The sequence below is a fragment of the Polyangium mundeleinium genome, assembly GCF_028369105.1.
GTDB lineage: Bacteria > Myxococcota_A > Polyangia > Polyangiales > Polyangiaceae > Polyangium > Polyangium mundeleinium.
Window position 1 is genome coordinate 5,706,062 of sequence record NZ_JAQNDO010000001.1, and the last position, 16,316, is coordinate 5,722,377.

Annotated in this window: 11 protein-coding genes; 8 read left to right on the forward strand and 3 right to left on the reverse strand. The window is 68.2% G+C overall.

The genetic code is table 11. The features are described from left to right. The first annotated feature begins 44 nt into the window (after nucleotides 1-44). Complete coding sequence (locus POL67_RS22760) at nucleotides 45-926, forward strand: hypothetical protein (RefSeq protein ID WP_271920408.1); 882 nt, start codon at nucleotides 45-47, stop codon at nucleotides 924-926. A 46-nt stretch (nucleotides 927-972) separates the two neighbouring features. Here POL67_RS22760 and POL67_RS22765 read toward each other — a convergent pair whose 3' ends face one another. Further along, the gene (locus POL67_RS22765) at nucleotides 973-3,180 is read right to left on the reverse strand and encodes a prolyl oligopeptidase family serine peptidase (protein WP_271920410.1); all 2,208 of its coding nucleotides are present in this window, start codon (nucleotides 3,178-3,180) and stop codon (nucleotides 973-975) included. A gap of 127 nt (nucleotides 3,181-3,307) precedes the next feature. On the opposite strand from POL67_RS22765, the gene POL67_RS22770 reads away from it, so the two are divergent. From POL67_RS22770 to POL67_RS22790, 5 genes are all read left to right on the forward strand, one after another. After that, nucleotides 3,308-3,892 (forward strand): hypothetical protein, encoded by a 585-nt coding sequence (locus tag POL67_RS22770; RefSeq protein WP_271920412.1) that lies wholly within the window; start codon nucleotides 3,308-3,310, stop codon nucleotides 3,890-3,892. Between the two features lie 62 nt (nucleotides 3,893-3,954). Next, nucleotides 3,955-4,896 carry a type 1 glutamine amidotransferase family protein gene (locus tag POL67_RS22775; RefSeq protein ID WP_271920414.1) on the forward strand — a complete coding sequence of 314 codons (942 nt, stop codon included), beginning with the start codon at nucleotides 3,955-3,957 and terminating at the stop codon, nucleotides 4,894-4,896. Then, entirely contained in the window at nucleotides 4,893-6,089 is a 1,197-nt protein-coding gene (locus POL67_RS22780; protein ID WP_271920416.1) for a hypothetical protein, read from the forward strand. Before POL67_RS22775 ends, POL67_RS22780 begins: the two co-directional genes overlap by 4 nt. Next, complete coding sequence (locus POL67_RS22785; RefSeq protein ID WP_271920418.1) at nucleotides 6,086-6,448, forward strand: L,D-transpeptidase; 363 nt, start codon at nucleotides 6,086-6,088, stop codon at nucleotides 6,446-6,448. Before POL67_RS22780 ends, POL67_RS22785 begins: the two co-directional genes overlap by 4 nt. Nucleotides 6,449-6,555: 107 nt before the next feature. Next, the gene (locus tag POL67_RS22790) at nucleotides 6,556-7,860 is read left to right on the forward strand and encodes a GAF domain-containing sensor histidine kinase (protein WP_271920420.1); all 1,305 of its coding nucleotides are present in this window, start codon (nucleotides 6,556-6,558) and stop codon (nucleotides 7,858-7,860) included. A 25-nt stretch (nucleotides 7,861-7,885) separates the two neighbouring features. Here POL67_RS22790 and POL67_RS22795 read toward each other — a convergent pair whose 3' ends face one another. Then, nucleotides 7,886-9,589, reverse strand: a complete 1,704-nt coding sequence (locus POL67_RS22795) for a choice-of-anchor Q domain-containing protein (RefSeq protein WP_271920421.1) — start codon at nucleotides 9,587-9,589, stop codon at nucleotides 7,886-7,888. 107 nt (nucleotides 9,590-9,696) lie between these two features. On the opposite strand from POL67_RS22795, the gene ggt reads away from it, so the two are divergent. Together ggt and POL67_RS22805 are read left to right on the forward strand one after the other, a co-directional pair. Further along, nucleotides 9,697-11,487: a gamma-glutamyltransferase gene (ggt, locus tag POL67_RS22800; RefSeq protein ID WP_271920423.1), complete on the forward strand. Its 1,791-nt coding sequence runs from the start codon at nucleotides 9,697-9,699 to the stop codon at nucleotides 11,485-11,487. A gap of 122 nt (nucleotides 11,488-11,609) precedes the next feature. Beyond that, complete coding sequence (locus POL67_RS22805) at nucleotides 11,610-13,061, forward strand: RCC1 domain-containing protein (RefSeq protein WP_271920425.1); 1,452 nt, start codon at nucleotides 11,610-11,612, stop codon at nucleotides 13,059-13,061. 73 nt (nucleotides 13,062-13,134) lie between these two features. On the opposite strand, the gene POL67_RS53690 is transcribed toward POL67_RS22805, so the two are convergent. Next, complete coding sequence (locus tag POL67_RS53690; RefSeq protein WP_271920427.1) at nucleotides 13,135-16,071, reverse strand: carboxypeptidase-like regulatory domain-containing protein; 2,937 nt, start codon at nucleotides 16,069-16,071, stop codon at nucleotides 13,135-13,137. Nucleotides 16,072-16,316: the final 245 nt, after the last annotated feature.

Sequence of the window (16,316 nt, forward strand, 5' to 3'; positions counted from 1 at the left end):
GCGCAGCATGCGTGCGGCGATCCGGAAACCGACCAGGAGCCATCGTGAAACACGACATCGCCCAGGAGCTGAACGAGGTATGCGGAGCGCTCGCGGCGTCGCTTCGGTGGCCGTCGGGCAGGGTGGAAACGAGCTTCGGCTCCTTCGCGTGCGTCGAGGCTCCCCCCCACATCTCCGTGGTGCCGAGCAGCGGCCGGCCCATGTTCGTATCGCGGCGGCTCGATCCGCTCTTCCTTCCATCGAAGGCACTCCTGGATGCGGTCACGCTCGATGCTGTCGACGATGCATCGGCGCCCCGCTCGGCCGAGGAGGGAGAGGCGACCGGGGGCGGCCAGACCGTTTCATGTCCCCATCTTCACGCCCATCTCGTCGATACACTCTCGCGCAAGAACGTCGTCAAGTTGTCCGGGCTCGGAGAACTTCGCATCGAGAAGAAGGGGGGAAAGCGACGCCTCTCGTTCAAGCCGAGCCCGGTGCTCAAGGGCGCATTGCGTGGAGAGCCCACGGAGCCCGTTCCCCTCGAGAAAAACCATCCCTTGGAGCTTCTGGTGGCTCGCGCCCTCGACCACGCGATGACGGACTCCGATCCGTCGGCGCAAACGTATCCCTTCGTGATGGTTGAGGCCCCCGGTGCTCCCGAGAGCGCGCTCGTTCGGTTTCTCGAGCTCGAAGGCGCGTACGAGCGCCTCGTGGACGATGCGCGCAGGTTCGTCCGCACCCTCGACGCGGCGCGATACGCGCTTACCTACAACGCCGAGCTCCGGCGCAACTACGGCCTTTCGTACGATGCCGTGGTCGTCGAAGTCGCGGAACGCGGAGACGCGCATGCACGTGTCCTCTCGCGCCGGTACGGCACGACCGTCGCCGGCCCGGTCCCGACGGACGTCGAGCTCATCGGCGCGACCGAGAATTTGCTGAAGGGATAACGCGGCGGCAGAAGCGGCAGCAGCCCTCGCCGCTGCCGCCTCTCTCTCAATGCGCCACGTGCCCGAACGCAAACGCGAGCATATCGACCCCCTGCTCCACGCGGCTCTTCACCATATCCGCGCCGCCGTGCCCCGAATGTTTCTCCACGCGCATCAGGACCGGCTGATCCCCCGCCTGCGCCGCCTGGAGCGCCGCCGTCGTCTTCCACGCGTGCAGCGGATGCACGCGATCATCCGCGTCCGCCGACAACATCAAGAACGCCGGGTACTTCGTCCCGGGCTTGACGTTGTGGTACGGCGAATACGCGAACAGCGCCTTGAACAGGCTCTCCTCCTTGGGCGAGCCATACTCGGCGACCCACGTCTTCCCGTCGCCGAACAGCGGATACCGGATCATGTCGAGCACGGGCACCGCGCAAAGCACGGCGCTGAAGAGGTCCGGCCGCTGGTTCGCCACCGCGCCGACGAGCAGGCCGCCATTCGAACCGCCATACACGACGAGGCGATCGGTCGCGGTGAGCTTTTCCTTCACCAGCCACTCGGCCGCGGCGATGAAATCGTCGAACACGTTTTGCTTTTTCGTCAGCATCCCGCCGCGATGCCATTCCTCGCCGTACTCGGCGCCGCCGCGCAGGTTCGGCAGGGCGAGGCCGCCGCCGTTCTCCAGCCACGTGTAGAGCATCGGCGAGAAGGTCGGGGTCTTGCTGATGTTGAAGCCGCCGTACCCCGTGAGGAGGAAGGGCGTCGATCCGTTTTTCGGGGCGTCCTTCTTGCGGACGACGAACATCGAGACCTGCGTGCCGTCCTTCGACGGGTAAAAGACCTGCTCGACCACGTACGGCGCCGGATCGACGGGCGCCTTGAGCGCGTAAAAGAGCTTGCTCTCGCCGGTCTTGATGCTCGCCTCGAAGATCGAGGTCGGGTAGGTGAACGAGGTGAACATGTAGTAGGCGCGATCCTCGTCCGGCTCGCCGAAGAGGCCGCTCGTCGTGCCGATGCCGGGCAGCTTGATCGCGTGCACCTTCTTGCCCGCCGTGCTCCAGATCTCGATCTCGCTCGACGCCTTGCGCAGGTAGTCGAGCGCGAGGTGGCCGCCGACGATCGACGCCTCCTGGAGCACCGCGTCCTTCGACTCGGGCACGATCTCCTTCCACTGGTCGCGCGCGGGTTTGGCCGGATCGATCGCAAAGATGCGTCCGTGCGGCGAGCCCTCCGTGGTGCGGAGGTAAATCACGTTCTTGTAGGCGAAGGCGCTCATCGAGCCCTCGTAGCCCTTCACGAGATCAACCCAGGCCGCGCCCTTCTTGCGCAGGTCGAGGAACTTGATGCCGCTCACGTTGCCGCCGTGCAGGACGTTGACCACGAGGAAATGGCCGTCCCGCGAGAGCCGCGCTTCGAGCTCGGTCTCGGGATCGCCGTTCTTCGGCAGCACGAGCGTGTCGGTGTCCGCCTTCTTGCCGAGGCTGTGGAAGCGCACCTCGGAGTAGCCCGGGAGCTCCGAGGCCGGGATCTTCGCGTCCACCGGGATCGAGACGTAGTAAAAACCGTCGCTCTTCGGCGTCCAGAGCGGGTGGGCGTATTCGGCGCCCGGGATCGTGTCGATCGTGCTGTCCTTGCCCGTCGCGACTTCACGCACGCGGAGCTCGCCCGCGTCCGCGTTGTTCGGGTGCGCGATGTACGCGACCCATTTGCCGTCGTACGAGGGCACCCACGCGCCGAGCGACGTCGAGCCATCCGCGCTGAGCGAGGCGACGTCGATGAGGACGCGCTGCTCCCCCTTCTCGCCCTCGCGCCAGTAGATCGTGCTCTTCTCCTTGTCGGCGGGCCGATGTGACCAGAACGAACGTTTTCCGCGGCGGAGCGGCGGGCTCACGAATTCGAGGTACGAGAGCGCGCGGAGCTTCTCGGCGAACGCCTCGCGCTTCGGCAGCTTCGCGAGCTCGGCGCGCGCGAGCTCGTCCTGGGCCTTCACCCACGTTTGCACCTCGGGCGAACGTTCGTCCTCGAGCCACCGGTACGGATCGGCCACCTTGACGCCGAAGAACGTGTCCGCCGCGTCGACCTTGCGCGCCTTCGGGTAGGGGAACGCGGCCTTGTTCGCGGGCGCGTCGGGTTTGACCTCGGCGGTCGTCGTCGTCGTCGTCGCAGGCGGGGGCGCGCCCTCGCCGCCTTCGGGCGGGGCCGGCGGCGCGCCGGCGCAGGCGGCGAGGAGCACGGGCAGAACGGCGAGAGGGGAGGTGCGCGAGTGCTTCATCGGCGCGCATGATGCTCACGCGTCGCGAGGGTTTTCAAGGGCTGCATCCCGTGGCAGAATCGCGGGGGTTCGGGGTGCAGCTCGGCTTGCCCGAGCGTCGCGTGATTTCCGGCCGAGGGAGGTGCTCGTGCGAACGTGGATGTTGTCGCTCTTCGCGCTCGTCGTTCCCCTGGGGTGTGCGGTTCCGTCGAACTTCCCCTCGCAAGAGGAGCTCTACGACGAACCCCGGGACTACAATCGCTTCGCCGTCTTCAGTCACGGCCGCGAGGTCATCGGCGGTCAGGTGAACGCGGGCGGGGTGCTCGGGCTCGACGTGAACCTCGGCCGTTACACCGAAGCCGACGATCACGCGCTGCGCGGGCGCGTCTACGGTCGGCTCGTCGACATGCGCATCGAGGGCGATCGCGTGCGCGGGCTCGCGTCGTCGCTGCCGTTCGAGCTCGCCATCGCGCGTGAAGAACGCGTGGTCACGGCGCGTGGGCTCGTCTACGGGAGGAACGTGGAGGTCGCGATGAGCGACGAGCGCGCGCGTGTGGTGCTCGGGCAGTGTGAGCTCGACCTCGGGCGCCGCGGACCGGTGTACGTGGGGCGCAAGCGTTGTGACGGGCGCTGGCAGCCGGAGGAGGTGGAGCTTCAGGTCGGCCGCGGGCTCGCCTCGTGGAGCGATGTCGAGCGGCTCTCCGCGCTCTCCTTGATGCTCTTCATGGACTGATCACGTTCCGTCACGACTGCCTTGACGAACGGCGCCTTCCGGGACTCTACTCTGCCCCGACCATGAAAGGCACCTCGCTCGTCTACAGCTCGCACGACCGATCCGACCTGATCCACGATCACTTCATCGTGCAGCGCGCGCTGCGCGGCGAGGACAACAGGCGGATCCTGTTCCTTCCGATGTCCGAGACCCCGCAGAACGGGAGCGAGTACGAACGCCAGGAGTTCGCCTGGGGCAACTTCCGGTATTTCTTCAGCTTCTACGATCGGTTTGGCCTCGAGTACCTGCCGTTTTACTGGAACAGCGGCCTGCGCGCCGAGGACGTCGAGACGTTCTGGCATTCCCTGTGGTCGTCGGAGGTCGTGATCCTCGGCGGCGGTCACAGCGTGACGGGGTTGCACCGCTACAAGGAGCTCGGCGCGCGCTTCAACGGCGAGCCCGGGCTGTTCGGGCGGATCCTGCACGAGCGCAAGGCGCGCGGCCTGCTCACGGTGGGCTTCTCGGCGGGCGCCGATCAGCTCTGCGAGCACATCTTCCGGCGCACGTACGACGACTACACGGACACGAAGGGTTTTGGCCTGGTGCGCAAGTCGATGATCACGCTGCACCATGACTCCAGCCGCAACGGCGATCTCTGGGACGCGGCGCGGCGCTTCGGGGACTACCGGGTCTTCGGGCTGCCGAACGACGCGGGTCTGAACACGGACTGGGGCGTGCTGCCCTCGGGCAACATCTGGCAGATCTACGAGTTCGTCGTGGATCGGACGTGGGACATCCCCTCGGATCAGTTCCACATCCGCACGCGCCAGGGCGCGCTCATCGATCACTTCGATCCGCACGGCCGGCACTGGGCGTTCGACAACGGGGATCACCTCGTGCGGATCCAGTCCCCCGACGGCCGCTTCGACGAGTCGTGGATGACGGCCGGCGGCGGTCTTTTGCACTACGGCACGCGCGCGCCGAGCCGGTACTCGAGCATCGCGGAGATCCTCGCCTCGCATTGATCCGATCCCGCCTCACGCTCCTGCTCGCGCTCGCGGTCGGCTGCGGCGGCCCCAAGGCCGCGCCCGTGCCCGATGCGGGCGCAGAAGCAGGAGCGGATGCGGATGCGGCAGCGGATGCGGCAGCGGACGCAGCAGCGGACGCGGAAGCGCCTGCAGACGACGAGCCACCGCGGCTCGGCTCCATCGGCTTCACCACCTTCATCTACCAGGATCGCTCCCGAAAGCGCCGGATCGGCGAGGTTCGTCCGGGGACGATCGTCCTCCTCACGAGCGACGAGCCCGTCGAGGTGCCGCCTTCGCAGCTCGGCGGCTGCAAGAGCGGCCGCTTTTATCCCGTCGCGCCCCGCGGGTTCATCTGCGAGGACGAGACCATCACCCGCAACCTCGACGATCCCCGCTTCCGCGCGCTCGCGCTCGCCGCCCCGCGGGAGGGCCCACGTCCGTACGACTACGCGTTTTCCACGCGGGCGCCGATGTACGGCCGGGCCCCCACGCCGAGCGAGCAGGCCCGGACCGAGCGGCGGCTGCGGCCCGTGGCGGAGCTCGCGCGGGTGCGCCGCTCGATGGACGGGCACGAGGATCTCGCCGATCTCGCGCCCACGCCGCCGCGGGATTCCATTCCGGAGTTTTTGCTTGGCGGAAAGGAGGCACCCGTGCCCGCGGGCCGGCGCGGCGGCCTCGTGCGCAAGGAGATCCCGCACGGATCCATGCTCTCGTTTTCGCACGCGTTCGACGTCGAGGGACGCACCTTCCTGCTCGCGCCCGATCTGACGCTCGTCCCCGCCGATCGCATGCGCCCGTTCCGCCCGAGCGCCTTCCGCGGGGTCGCCATCGGCAGCAACAATCCCTTGCCCATCGGCTGGTTCCGCAAGACGGCGCGGACGAAGCACAAGCGCGAGGCGAGCGGCGCATTCGTCGCGACGGGCGAGACGTGGGCGCCGCGTACGTTCGTGCGGTTGTCGGGGACGTCCATCACGCACGAGGGGGAGCTCTACTGGGAGACACGCGAGCCGGGGCCGACGTATGCGCGGGCGCGCGACGTTTCCGTGGTCGCCGCGCCGGAGGCGTGGCCTCGGATGGTGGGGGCCGACGAGAAATGGATCGACGTCTCGCTCTCGCGCGGGACGATGACGTTGTTCGAGGGGCGCCGCGCGGTGTATTCGACGTTGATGTCGCGGGCGCGGGGGGCGTGACGGAGTCGCCGAAGGCGACCACGGAGGAGCTCGTCCGCGGGGCGTTTTCGCCGCTCGGGAGTTACCGGATCGCCGTGAAATACCGCGCGGCGCCACTCACGAGCGAGGCGACCCCGGATCCCTCGTCGTTCTGGATCGCCGACGTGCCCTGGGTGCAATACTTCCGAAATCCCTTCGCGATTCACGCGGCGTACTGGCACGAGGATTTCGGCAGCCCGAAGAGCGGCGGTTGCATCAACCTCTCGCCCGAGGACGCGTCGATCGTGTTTGCCTGGACGGATCCGCCCGTCCCCGACGGCTGGTCGAGCGCGGACGCACGCCCGAGCGAGCCGGGGACGTGGATTGTCCTTCGGCGGTGAACGAGCAGGTGTCCTCGTGCTTCTGCGGGGGGCGGGGTTCTTCCGAATCGAACGGCGTGTCGGAGAGCGAGCTTGTCACGGCCTTGGCTCTGCCGTATCAAATGAAGATGACGGCTGCTGTTCGCAGTCTGGTCGAGCCCGCGCGTCTCGGGGATGGGCGGGAGCCTTCGCCGGTCTCTCTCGTCGGCGTTGTCCAGGATCTATCGCTCGCGCGCGACATGCCGGCCCTCATGGAGGTCGTGCGGAAGGCGGCCCGGGAGCTCACCGGCGCCGACGGCGCGACGTTCGTCCTGCGGGACGGCGACCTCTGCTACTACGCGGAGGAGAACGCCATCGAGCCGCTCTGGAAAGGCCGGCGATTCCCGATGACCGCGTGCATCAGCGGCTGGTCGATGCTCCACCGCGAGGCCGTCACCATCGAGGACATCTACGAGGATCCTCGCATCCCTTTCGAGGCGTATCGGCCGACGTTCGTGAAGAGCCTGTGCATGGTCCCCATCCGGACGAAGGCGCCCATCGGCGCCATCGGCAATTACTGGGCGACGCGGCACCAAACGACGCCGTACGAGCTCGCGCTCCTCCAGGCGCTCGCCAATAGCACCTCGGTGGCGATGGAGAATATCGAGGTCTACGCCGAGCTGGAGAAACGCGTCCAGGACCGGACGCGCGAGCTCGAGGAGAAGAGCCAAAGGCTCGCCGAGGAGCACGCGGCGCTGCTCGAGCTTCAGCGGCAAAAGGAGGAGCTGAGCGCGCTCGTCGTGCACGATCTCAAGAGCCCCGCCGCCGCCATCGTGCTCGCCGCTTCTTTGCAGCTTCGGAGCCCCGACCTCGGGCCCGCGGAGCGGCGCCGCTGGGGCGTCGTATGTTCCTCCGCGGAGCGTATCGTCCGCACGGCGGCGAACGTGCTCGATATCGCGCAGAGCCAGGAGGGCAGGCTCGTGCCGCGTTACGCCATCGTGGATCTCGGCGGGCTGATTGCCGAGATCCGCGAGCTGCTCTTGCCGCTCGCCGAGAAACGCGAGCAGCGGATCGAGGTGTCGTGTGATGTGCCCGAGGGCGCGCTGTGGGCCGATCGAGAGTTCCTTGGGCGCACGCTGCAGAACCTCGTCGACAACGCGATTCGTTACAGCCCCACGAAGAGCACGGTGCGCATCGAGGCGCACGCGGACGCCGCGTGGGTGACGGTCGCCGTCTGCGATGAGGGCCCCGGGGTCCCGGCCGACATGCGCCAGCGCATTTTCGATCGGTACGTGCGGCTCGATGAGAAGGGCCGCACGGGGTGGGGGCTCGGGCTCGCCTTTTGCAAAATGGCCGTCGAGGCGCACGGCGGCACGAGCTGGATCGACGACGGCGCGCCGCGGGGGAGCCGGTTCTGCTTCCGGCTCCCGGCCGCGCGCGTCGGCGTGAGTTGAGCGCGGGCGCGCGTGATCGAATGCGTCAGGGTTCGTAAGCGCCCAGCGTGCACTGCGCCGGATTGCGGGGGTTGCCCCGTTGATCGGTGGGCGGGCAATCGGTGCCCGCGCCGATCGCGGGGCTCCCCGCCTGGGGCGCGATCGTCCGTGTGGGTCCGCCGTTGTCGGCGAGGTCGCCGAGGAGCGGATCCATGCGGGAGATGCCCGGCGTGCAATCCATGTCGTCTTTGATGCCGATGGGCCATTGAAGGTTGTTCGTGCCGGTGCCGGGCGGCTGCGCGTAGGCGCTGCCCGTGCAGTTGAGGGGCGTGTACGGGTTCTCCGCGTCGTTGTGGAGGATCGTGTTGTGGAGCTCGAGGTTCGAGACGTTGGCGATGCCCGAGGCGAACTGGGCCGCGTTGCCGACGATGGTGCAGTTCGTGAGCTTGCCGGTGGTCTTTTCGCCGATGTAGAGGCCGCCGCCGATGCCACGGGTCGTGAAATCGGCGCGGGAATAGGTCGTGTTGCCCGTGAGGGTGACGTTCGTGAGGTCGGCGATGGCGGGCGTCTCGCCGTGGCCGAGGATCCAGAGGCCCGCGACGGCCTCGGATTGGTTGTTCGAGACCGTCGACGCGGTCATCGTGACGTGCGTGCCCTGGATGTAGAGGCCGCCGGCGCTGCTCGGCATTCCCACGGCGTCGTTTTGATCCACGATGGAGTTCCCGTCGAAGGTCGAACGATCGATGATCGTGGGTTCGGTCTCGTAGCCGGTGCGAAAGAGCGCGCCGCCGTAGGCGCGGCCCTGGTTGTTCTGGACGAGCGTGCCGCAGATCGAGAGCGTCCGCCCCTGCCCATCCATGCAGATCGCGCCGCCATTGCCGCCGCGGCCGATCTGCTGGCCATTCGGCTCGACGGAATTGGCGCCGTAGCCCGTGGCCCGGTTGTCTTCGATCGTGCTGTCCGCGAGGAGGATCGCTGCGCCGAGCGCGCCGAGGGCCCCGCCGTTCGAGGCGCGGTTGCCCGAGAAGCGGCTGCCCGTGACGCGGAGCGTGCCCCGGCCGATGCTGTAAATGGCGCCGCCCGCGACGTCCGGGCCCTCCAGCGCGGCCTCGTTGTCCAGAAAAACGCAGTCGACGACGCTGACGTTGCCGCCGACGTGGTAGATGGCGCCGCCGCCGCCGTCGATGTCGGTGCCGAGCGGAATGGCCGTGCCCGAGGCTTTGCCGTCGCGGAGCGTGAGGCGTTGCACGGTGAGGGTGGGGCTCGTGGCCTCGAAGTTTTTCGTGTCCATCTCGAAAATGCGGGTCGTCTTGGCGCCGCTCAAGGTGACGCGGCCGCCGCCGTCGACGACGGTGTCGGCTTGGATGGTCTTTGCGTTGCTCAGGAGGATGGTGACCGGGTCGGGGCCACAATCGAAGACGATGACGCCGCCGTTCGTGATCGCCGCGTCGAGCGCCGCTTCGGTGCAGCTCGCGGGCGTCCCCGTGCCGATGACGGCGGTCGGGCTGGAGACGTCGACAAGCTCGCTCGGCGGCGCGCAGCCCATCGAGGCGTTGCCGCCGCCGCCACCGCTACCGCCTGCGCCGCCGCTACCGCCGCTACCGCCTCCGCCACCGCTGCCGCTTCCGGCGCCGCTTCCGCTTCCGGCGCCGCTTCCGTTTCCGATTTCGCCGCCATTGCCTCCGCAGGCGGTGAGGAGCGTGCTGCAGGCGAGCGTGGCGAGGGCGATGGACGAAAAGAAAGATCGCATGGAGGACCTCCGCGGTTGCTGTCCATCCTTACGCGAGTCGCGTGGCGGCATGAAGGCGATCGTAGGATCGATGCGAGTCTTCGCGATGCGCGTGGTATGTAGCGCCCGTGAACGCCAACGCTGCTGCGCGCCGGCTCCTCGCCCGCGCCACTTTCCTCGTTTCCTCCATCCTCGCGGCCTCGTGCGGCGAAGGCACAAAGCCCCCGGAGGTGCCGGTGGCCGTGTCCTCGCCTGCCGCGGTGCCCGCGCTTGCGCGTGTTCCCGCGAAGTGGCGCTTCGATCTGCGCGCCGCGCCCGCGTCGGGGCGCGAGGGCATGGTCACGAGCGACGCGGCCGATGCGACGCGCGTGGGCGTGGAGATCCTCCGCAAGGGCGGGAGCGCAGTGGACGCGGCGGTGGGTGTGGCATTCGCGCTCGCCGTGGTGCTCCCGCAGGCGGGGAACGTCGGCGGCGGGGGATTCATGGTCGTACGCGCGGAAAAAGGCGAGGTGCGCGCGCTCGATTTCCGCGAGACCGCGCCGGCGAAGGCGACACGGGAGATGTTCTTCGGGAAAACCGGCGCGTCGCTCGTCGGTCACCTCGCCGCGGGGGTGCCGGGCGCGGTGGCCGGGTTATGGGAGGCGCATCGTACGTACGGAAAACGCCCGTGGAAGGAGCTCGTCGCGCCCGCGATCCGGCTCGCGGAAGAGGGGTTCGTCGTGGACGAGGGGCTCGCCGAGATCCTCCGGGATCGCGCGGTGGACATCGCCCGGTTCCCGGCCTCCGCCGCGATGTTCATGCCGGGGGGAAAGCCGCTCGGCGTGGGGGCGGTTCTGAAAAACCCGGAGCTCGCGCAGGTGCTCGCGCGGATTGCGGAGCGCGGGGCGCCGGGGTTTTACGAGGGCGAGACGGCAAAACTCCTCGTCGAGGAGATGAAGGCGGGCGGGGGGATCGTGACGGCCGAGGATCTCGCGGCCTATCGGCCGGTCTGGCGGACGCCGGTCGAGATGGAGTATCGCGGGCACAAGGTGTTCGCGATGCCGCCGCCCTCGTCCGGCGGGCTCGTGCTCGCATTCACGCTCGGCCTGCTCGAGGGCTACGATCTCGGGAAGATGGGGTTTCTTTCGACGGAGGCGCTGCACGTCACGGTGGAGACGTCGCGGCGCGCGTTCGCCAAGAGAAACCATTTCCTCGGGGATCCCGCGTTCGTGCCGGTTCCGACGGGCGAGTTTCTCTCGGCGGAGGCCCTTCAGCAGGCGCGCGCCTCGATCGATCCGGCCCGCGCGACGCCCTCGTCCGAGGTCGGGCCCGGGCGCGGGGGCGCGAACGAGAAAAAACACACGACCCATTTCTCCATCGTCGATCGCAGCGGCGCGGCCGTGGCGTTGACGACGACGATCAATACATCCCTCGGCTCGGCCGTGGTCGTGCGGGGCGGGGGGTTTCTCCTGAACAATGAGATGGACGATTTCGCGACCGAACCCGGAAAGCCCAATGTCTTTGGCCTCGTGCAGGGCGAGGCGAACGCGGTCGCGCCGGGCAAGCGGATGCTCTCGTCGATGACGCCGACGATCGTGGTGGGGCCGGACGGCGCTGTGCGGATCGTGACGGGCGCGGCCGGCGGGCCGACGATCATCTCGGCCGCGCTCGCGGTGATCACGAACGTGCTCGATCACGGAATGGGCGCGACCGCGGCGGTGGGCGCGCCGCGGGTGCATCATCAACATTTGCCCGATCAGATTTTCATCGAGGAAGGCGGGCTGCCGGAGGACGTACTGCGGGTGCTCGGCGCGCGCGGGCACAAATGCGAGGCGTGGGACGCGATCGCAGACGCGCCGTCGATCGTGCGGGGTCCGGGTGGCGTATGGACGGGCTCCGCCGAGCCGCGCAACAAGAGCGGGCTCGCGCTGGGTCTTTGAAGGGGCAAAGGCGATCCAGCTCCGCGCACGGCAGATGGAAAGGCCATCTGGAACCGGGTACATGGACGTGGTACGCGGCGAGATCCAGAGGGAGGAGTCGAGCAGTGGACCAAATTCGAACGATGACGAGCTGGACAGCGCTGGCCACGTTGCTGAGCGGGGCGCTCCTCTCGGGCGTGCTGGGAACATCGGGCGGGGGCTGCGCGCGGGCCTCCGGGACGATTGGCGAGGGGGGCTCCGGAGGGGAGGGCAGCCAGGAATGTGGGGATGGGATCGTCGGCGGTGGCGAGGACTGCGACGACGGCAATACGGCGGACGGTGACGGTTGCTCGGCCACGTGCTCCACGGAGCAGGGCTTCACATGTAGCGGCGAGCCCACGAAATGCGAGGACATCGACGAGTGCGCGTCGAACCCGTGTAGCGCGAACGCGACCTGCACGAACACGGATGGCGCCTTCGTATGCGTTTGTGCCCCCGGATATACGGGTCCCACCTGCGAAAAAGGGCCTTGCCTCGTCGACGTGGCCGGCGGTCGCGGGCATAGCTTGGCGGTGCGGGGCGAGGGCACGGTCATGGCCTGGGGGAGCAACGCCTCGGGCCAGCTCGGCGAAGGGACCACGAACAATCAGCCCACGCCGGTGCAGGTCAAGGGGCTGACGGGAGCCTTGCGTATCGCCGCGGGTCGTGTCCACGCGGTATCGGTCAAGAGCGATGGCACGGTCCGAGCCTGGGGCTCGAATCTTTATGGACAGCTCGGCGACGGGTCCACCACGCAACGGAATACGCCGGTGCTGGTGCAGAACCTCGCCGAGATCCTCACCGTCACTGCGGGCTCTTACCATTCGCTGGCGCTCACCAAGGCCGGCGCGGTATGGGCTTGGGGGCAGAATACGAACGGTCAGCTCGGCGATGGGAGCGTCAACAATCGCACGGCGCCCATCCAGGTGCAGAACCTCGCCAATGTGGCCATCGTCGCGTCCGGACAGCTCCACAACCTGGCGCTTCGGGCGGATGGATCGGCGTGGGCCTGGGGATTGAATCTGTATGGCCAGCTCGGCGACGGCACCACGATGCAACGAAATACGGCCGTGCAGGTGCAAGGCATCACGGGGGCCGTGGCCGTGGCGGCCGGGCAGGGGCATAGCTTGTTGCTGAAGTCCGACAAGACCGTATGGGCCTGGGGCCAGAATACGAGCGGTCAGCTCGGCGACGGCACCACCACGCAGCGAAATACGCCCGTGCAGGTGCAGGGGCTCTCCGACGTGGTGGCCATCGCTGCAGGCGATCTGCACAGCATGGCGCTCCGGAGCGACGGGACCCTATGGACCTGGGGCGATAACCAGAACGGGCAGCTCGGCGATGGCAGCACGTCGCCACGATCGACGCCGGCGCAGGTCACCGGCCTGCCGGCGATCAAGACCATCGCGGCGGGTCCGGACGCGCAGCACAGCTTCGCGCTCACGGCCGACGGCCTGGTCTACGTATGGGGGCGCAACGACGCCGGGCAGATCGGCGATGGCACGGCCGTCCTTTTGAAAGCGACGCCGGTGCAGCCGCAGCTCACCTGCAATTGACGGGATCCGGCGAGGGAGGGGAGCGCGGCCGGGACGGGTTCGTCCCGGCCGCGGAGGGGTGGGTCGTTCCGGGTCAGGGCTGGAGCGCGAAGTTCACGGTCGCGGTTTGTCCGATGGTGACCGTGACCGTCTTGACCATGTCCTGATATCCCGCCTTGCTCACGCGCACCTCATATTGCTGCGCGAAGACCGAGTTCGCGAAGGCGAAGCCGCCGCTCGCGTTGGTCGACCCGTCGTGCATGCCGCGGTTCAGGGTGACCGTCGCGCCCGACACGAACTGGCCCGTCATCGCGTCGGTGACCGTGCCCGACACGCTGCCCTTGCCCGGATCGGTGCCGATCTGGACGCGGAAGTGCGTGGCGTTTTTCGTCAGGTTCCCCATCGTGTCCTCGGCGATCAGGTGGAAGAACCAGATGCCGTTGGCCTTGCCGGGCAGGAGGATCTGCTTCGAGTTCTGCGGGCTCGTCAGATCCATGGGGATCTTGTTCGAGTCGTGATCCGGCATGGTCGTCGCGTAGGGATCGAACTCCCAGTAGAAGTTCTTCGTGTTCTCGTCCGCCTTCGGCAGCGTCCACGCGAAGTACGGCGAGTTGTTCGTGTACCAGGTCGACGGGCTCGTGTGGCTCGACGAGGACACCGCGGGCGTGGTCGCGTTGATGTTGACGACGAAGCGCGACTCGACAGTGCCGAAGTTGGCGAAGGGCCCGAGCGTGCTGATGTGGAAGTAGTTCGTCCCGACGGCGAGGTCGGCCGGCGTGTAGAGCATGCTCTCCTCCGGCTTGTAGCTGGCGTTCGCGGAGTTCGGAACGAAGCCGTAGGTGGTGTTGAGCTTGTAGTAGTAGCCGGCCGACGCGGTGAACGGCTTGCTCCACGCGAGCTCGAAGGACGGATACCCGTCGTTGTACCAGAGGTTGGAGCTCGGGTGCGTGGACGACGAGACGTCGAACGGCGCCATGTAGGACTCGAACTTCGAGGCCACGACCGAGCCGGTCAGCGTCTTCGAGTTGCCGTAGAACAGCTTGACCGCGCCATTGGTGCCGGCGCCGCCGCTCGCGCCGCCGTTGCCGCCCGCGGTGGAGATGGAGCCGGAGAACTTGAGGTCGTTCGTCGCGCGGAGCAGGACGCCGCCGCCGGAGCCGCCGCTGGCGCAGCCGGATGCGCTTTGGCCGTTGACGGTGACCTGGCCGGCGATCGTGATGTTCTCGGCGTAGATCACGAGCATGCCGCCGCCCTTGCCGCCGGTGTTGCCCGTGCAGCTACCGCCGGAAGAGCCCGCCGCGGCCTCGTCGTCGGCGATGGCGTACGAGGAGCCTCCCGCCGTCGTGACGTTGCAGTACCGATAGCCGTTGTAGTAGCAGCTCAGTTGCGTGCTGATGGAGTTCGTCGACCCGCCGTAGCCGCCGCCGGTGGAGGGTTTCGTTCCGGTGGCGGTGCAGAGCCCCGCCGCGAGGCAGGAGGCCGAGTTCGAGCCATCGCCGCCCTTGCCGCGCGGATCGTCGCCCGTCGGGGTCACGACGATCTGCGAGCTCGCGTCGAGGACGAAGTTCTTCGCGCGGATCACGAGCTTGCCCGAGGGGACCGTGAGCACGCTCGAGTTGATGATGGTCACGTCGCCCGCGAAGACCTGTTCGCCGTCGAGCGTGGCGTTGGCGTTGGCGTCGATGACCAGGCTCGGCTGCGCGCAGTCACCGTTGAAGCAATACGTCGCGCAGGTTTGCCCCTGCGTCCAGGCGGTGCCCGTGGGGTTGCAGGTCTCGGGCGTGTTGCCATTGCAGCGCTTGTCGCCCGCCTCGCAGGCGCCGGCGCAGAGGCCGCTCCCGTTGTCGCAGGCGATGGCGCACGTCTCGACCGTGAGCCACGCGGTGCCGGTGGAGTTGCAGACCTGCGTCTGCAGGCCGTTGCAGCGCCGCGAGCCGGCCACGCAGGCGGTCGTGCCCGTGCAGGCCTTCATCGCCGGGTCGCACGCCTGCGCGCAGACCTGCTGGGTTTGCCACTGGTTGCTGCCGTTGCAGACCTCGAGGAGGTTGCCGTTGCAGCGCAGGTCGTTCTGCACGCACGTCGACGAGGCGCACGCGCTTCCCTGGCAGATCTGCGGCGACGGGCAGGCCATCGGCGCGGCCCAGTCGTAGCAGCCGGTCGGCTGCATCGCGCAGGACTGCACCTGCGTCCCCGAGCACTTGGTTTGTCCCTGCGTGCACTTGTCGTCGCACTGGGAGGCGCAGGCTCCGGCCTCGCAGGCCTGGCCCGAGGGGCAGCTCGCGCCGGGGTTCCAGTCGTAACAGCCGTTCGCCTGGAGCCCGCACGTCTGGACCTGCGGACCCGAACACTGCGTCGCGCCGCCCATGCATTGATCGGTGCACGAGCTGACGCACTGGCCGCCATTGCAGGTCTGGAACGTCGGGCAGTTCTGCGCAGGGTTCCAGTCATAGCAGCCATTGACCTGCAGGCCGCAGCTCTGGATCTGCCCGTTCGCGCATTGCGTGGCGCCATTCGTGCACGTGTCCGTGCACGCGAGCGCGCATTGGCCGGCGGAGCAGGTCTGGAACGTGGGACATGCCTGCGCCGGGTTCCAATCGTAGCAGCCGTTCGCCTGGAGCGCGCAGGACTGGACGTTCGCCCCGGAACACTGCGTCTCTCCCGCGGAGCACTGATCGGTGCAGGACGAGACGCACTGCCCGCCGGAGCACGTCTGGAAGGTGGGACAGCCCTGCGGCGTGGACCAATCGTGGCAACCATTGGCCTGGAGCGCGCACGTCTGGAGCTGCGTGTTCGAGCACTGCGTCTGCCCCGCGCTGCATTGATCCGTGCACTCGCCGCCCCCGCCGCCCTGTCCCATCCCGCCGGTTCCGGAGGGGTTGTTTCCCCCGTCACCGCCGCTCCCGGCGTCGCCGCCCTGGCCGTTGGCGCCGCTGCCGCTCGACTCGCCGCCAGCCGGGCCGCATCCCGCGATGCCGATCAGCGAGGCGCAGACGAGCGTCCATCCGAATTGCAACAACATAGATCTGTGCACGAAGAATCCTCCGCGGGGGATCTCAATCGGGAACCTCCCGAATGTCAAGAGATGATGTGGTACGGTGCGCATAAAGCCCGATCGTCAAGCGCGCGGCACCCCCACGCGGCTCGTTATCGGGGCGCCCGCCGTCCGCGAGCACACGCAAGCCCTGGACGCGCGCTGTCGCAGGGAAGACGTTCCCAGCACCTAGGGCAGCGCTGCTGTCTTGGTGGGCGAGGTCGCTCGTGGTCTTGCCACGGACC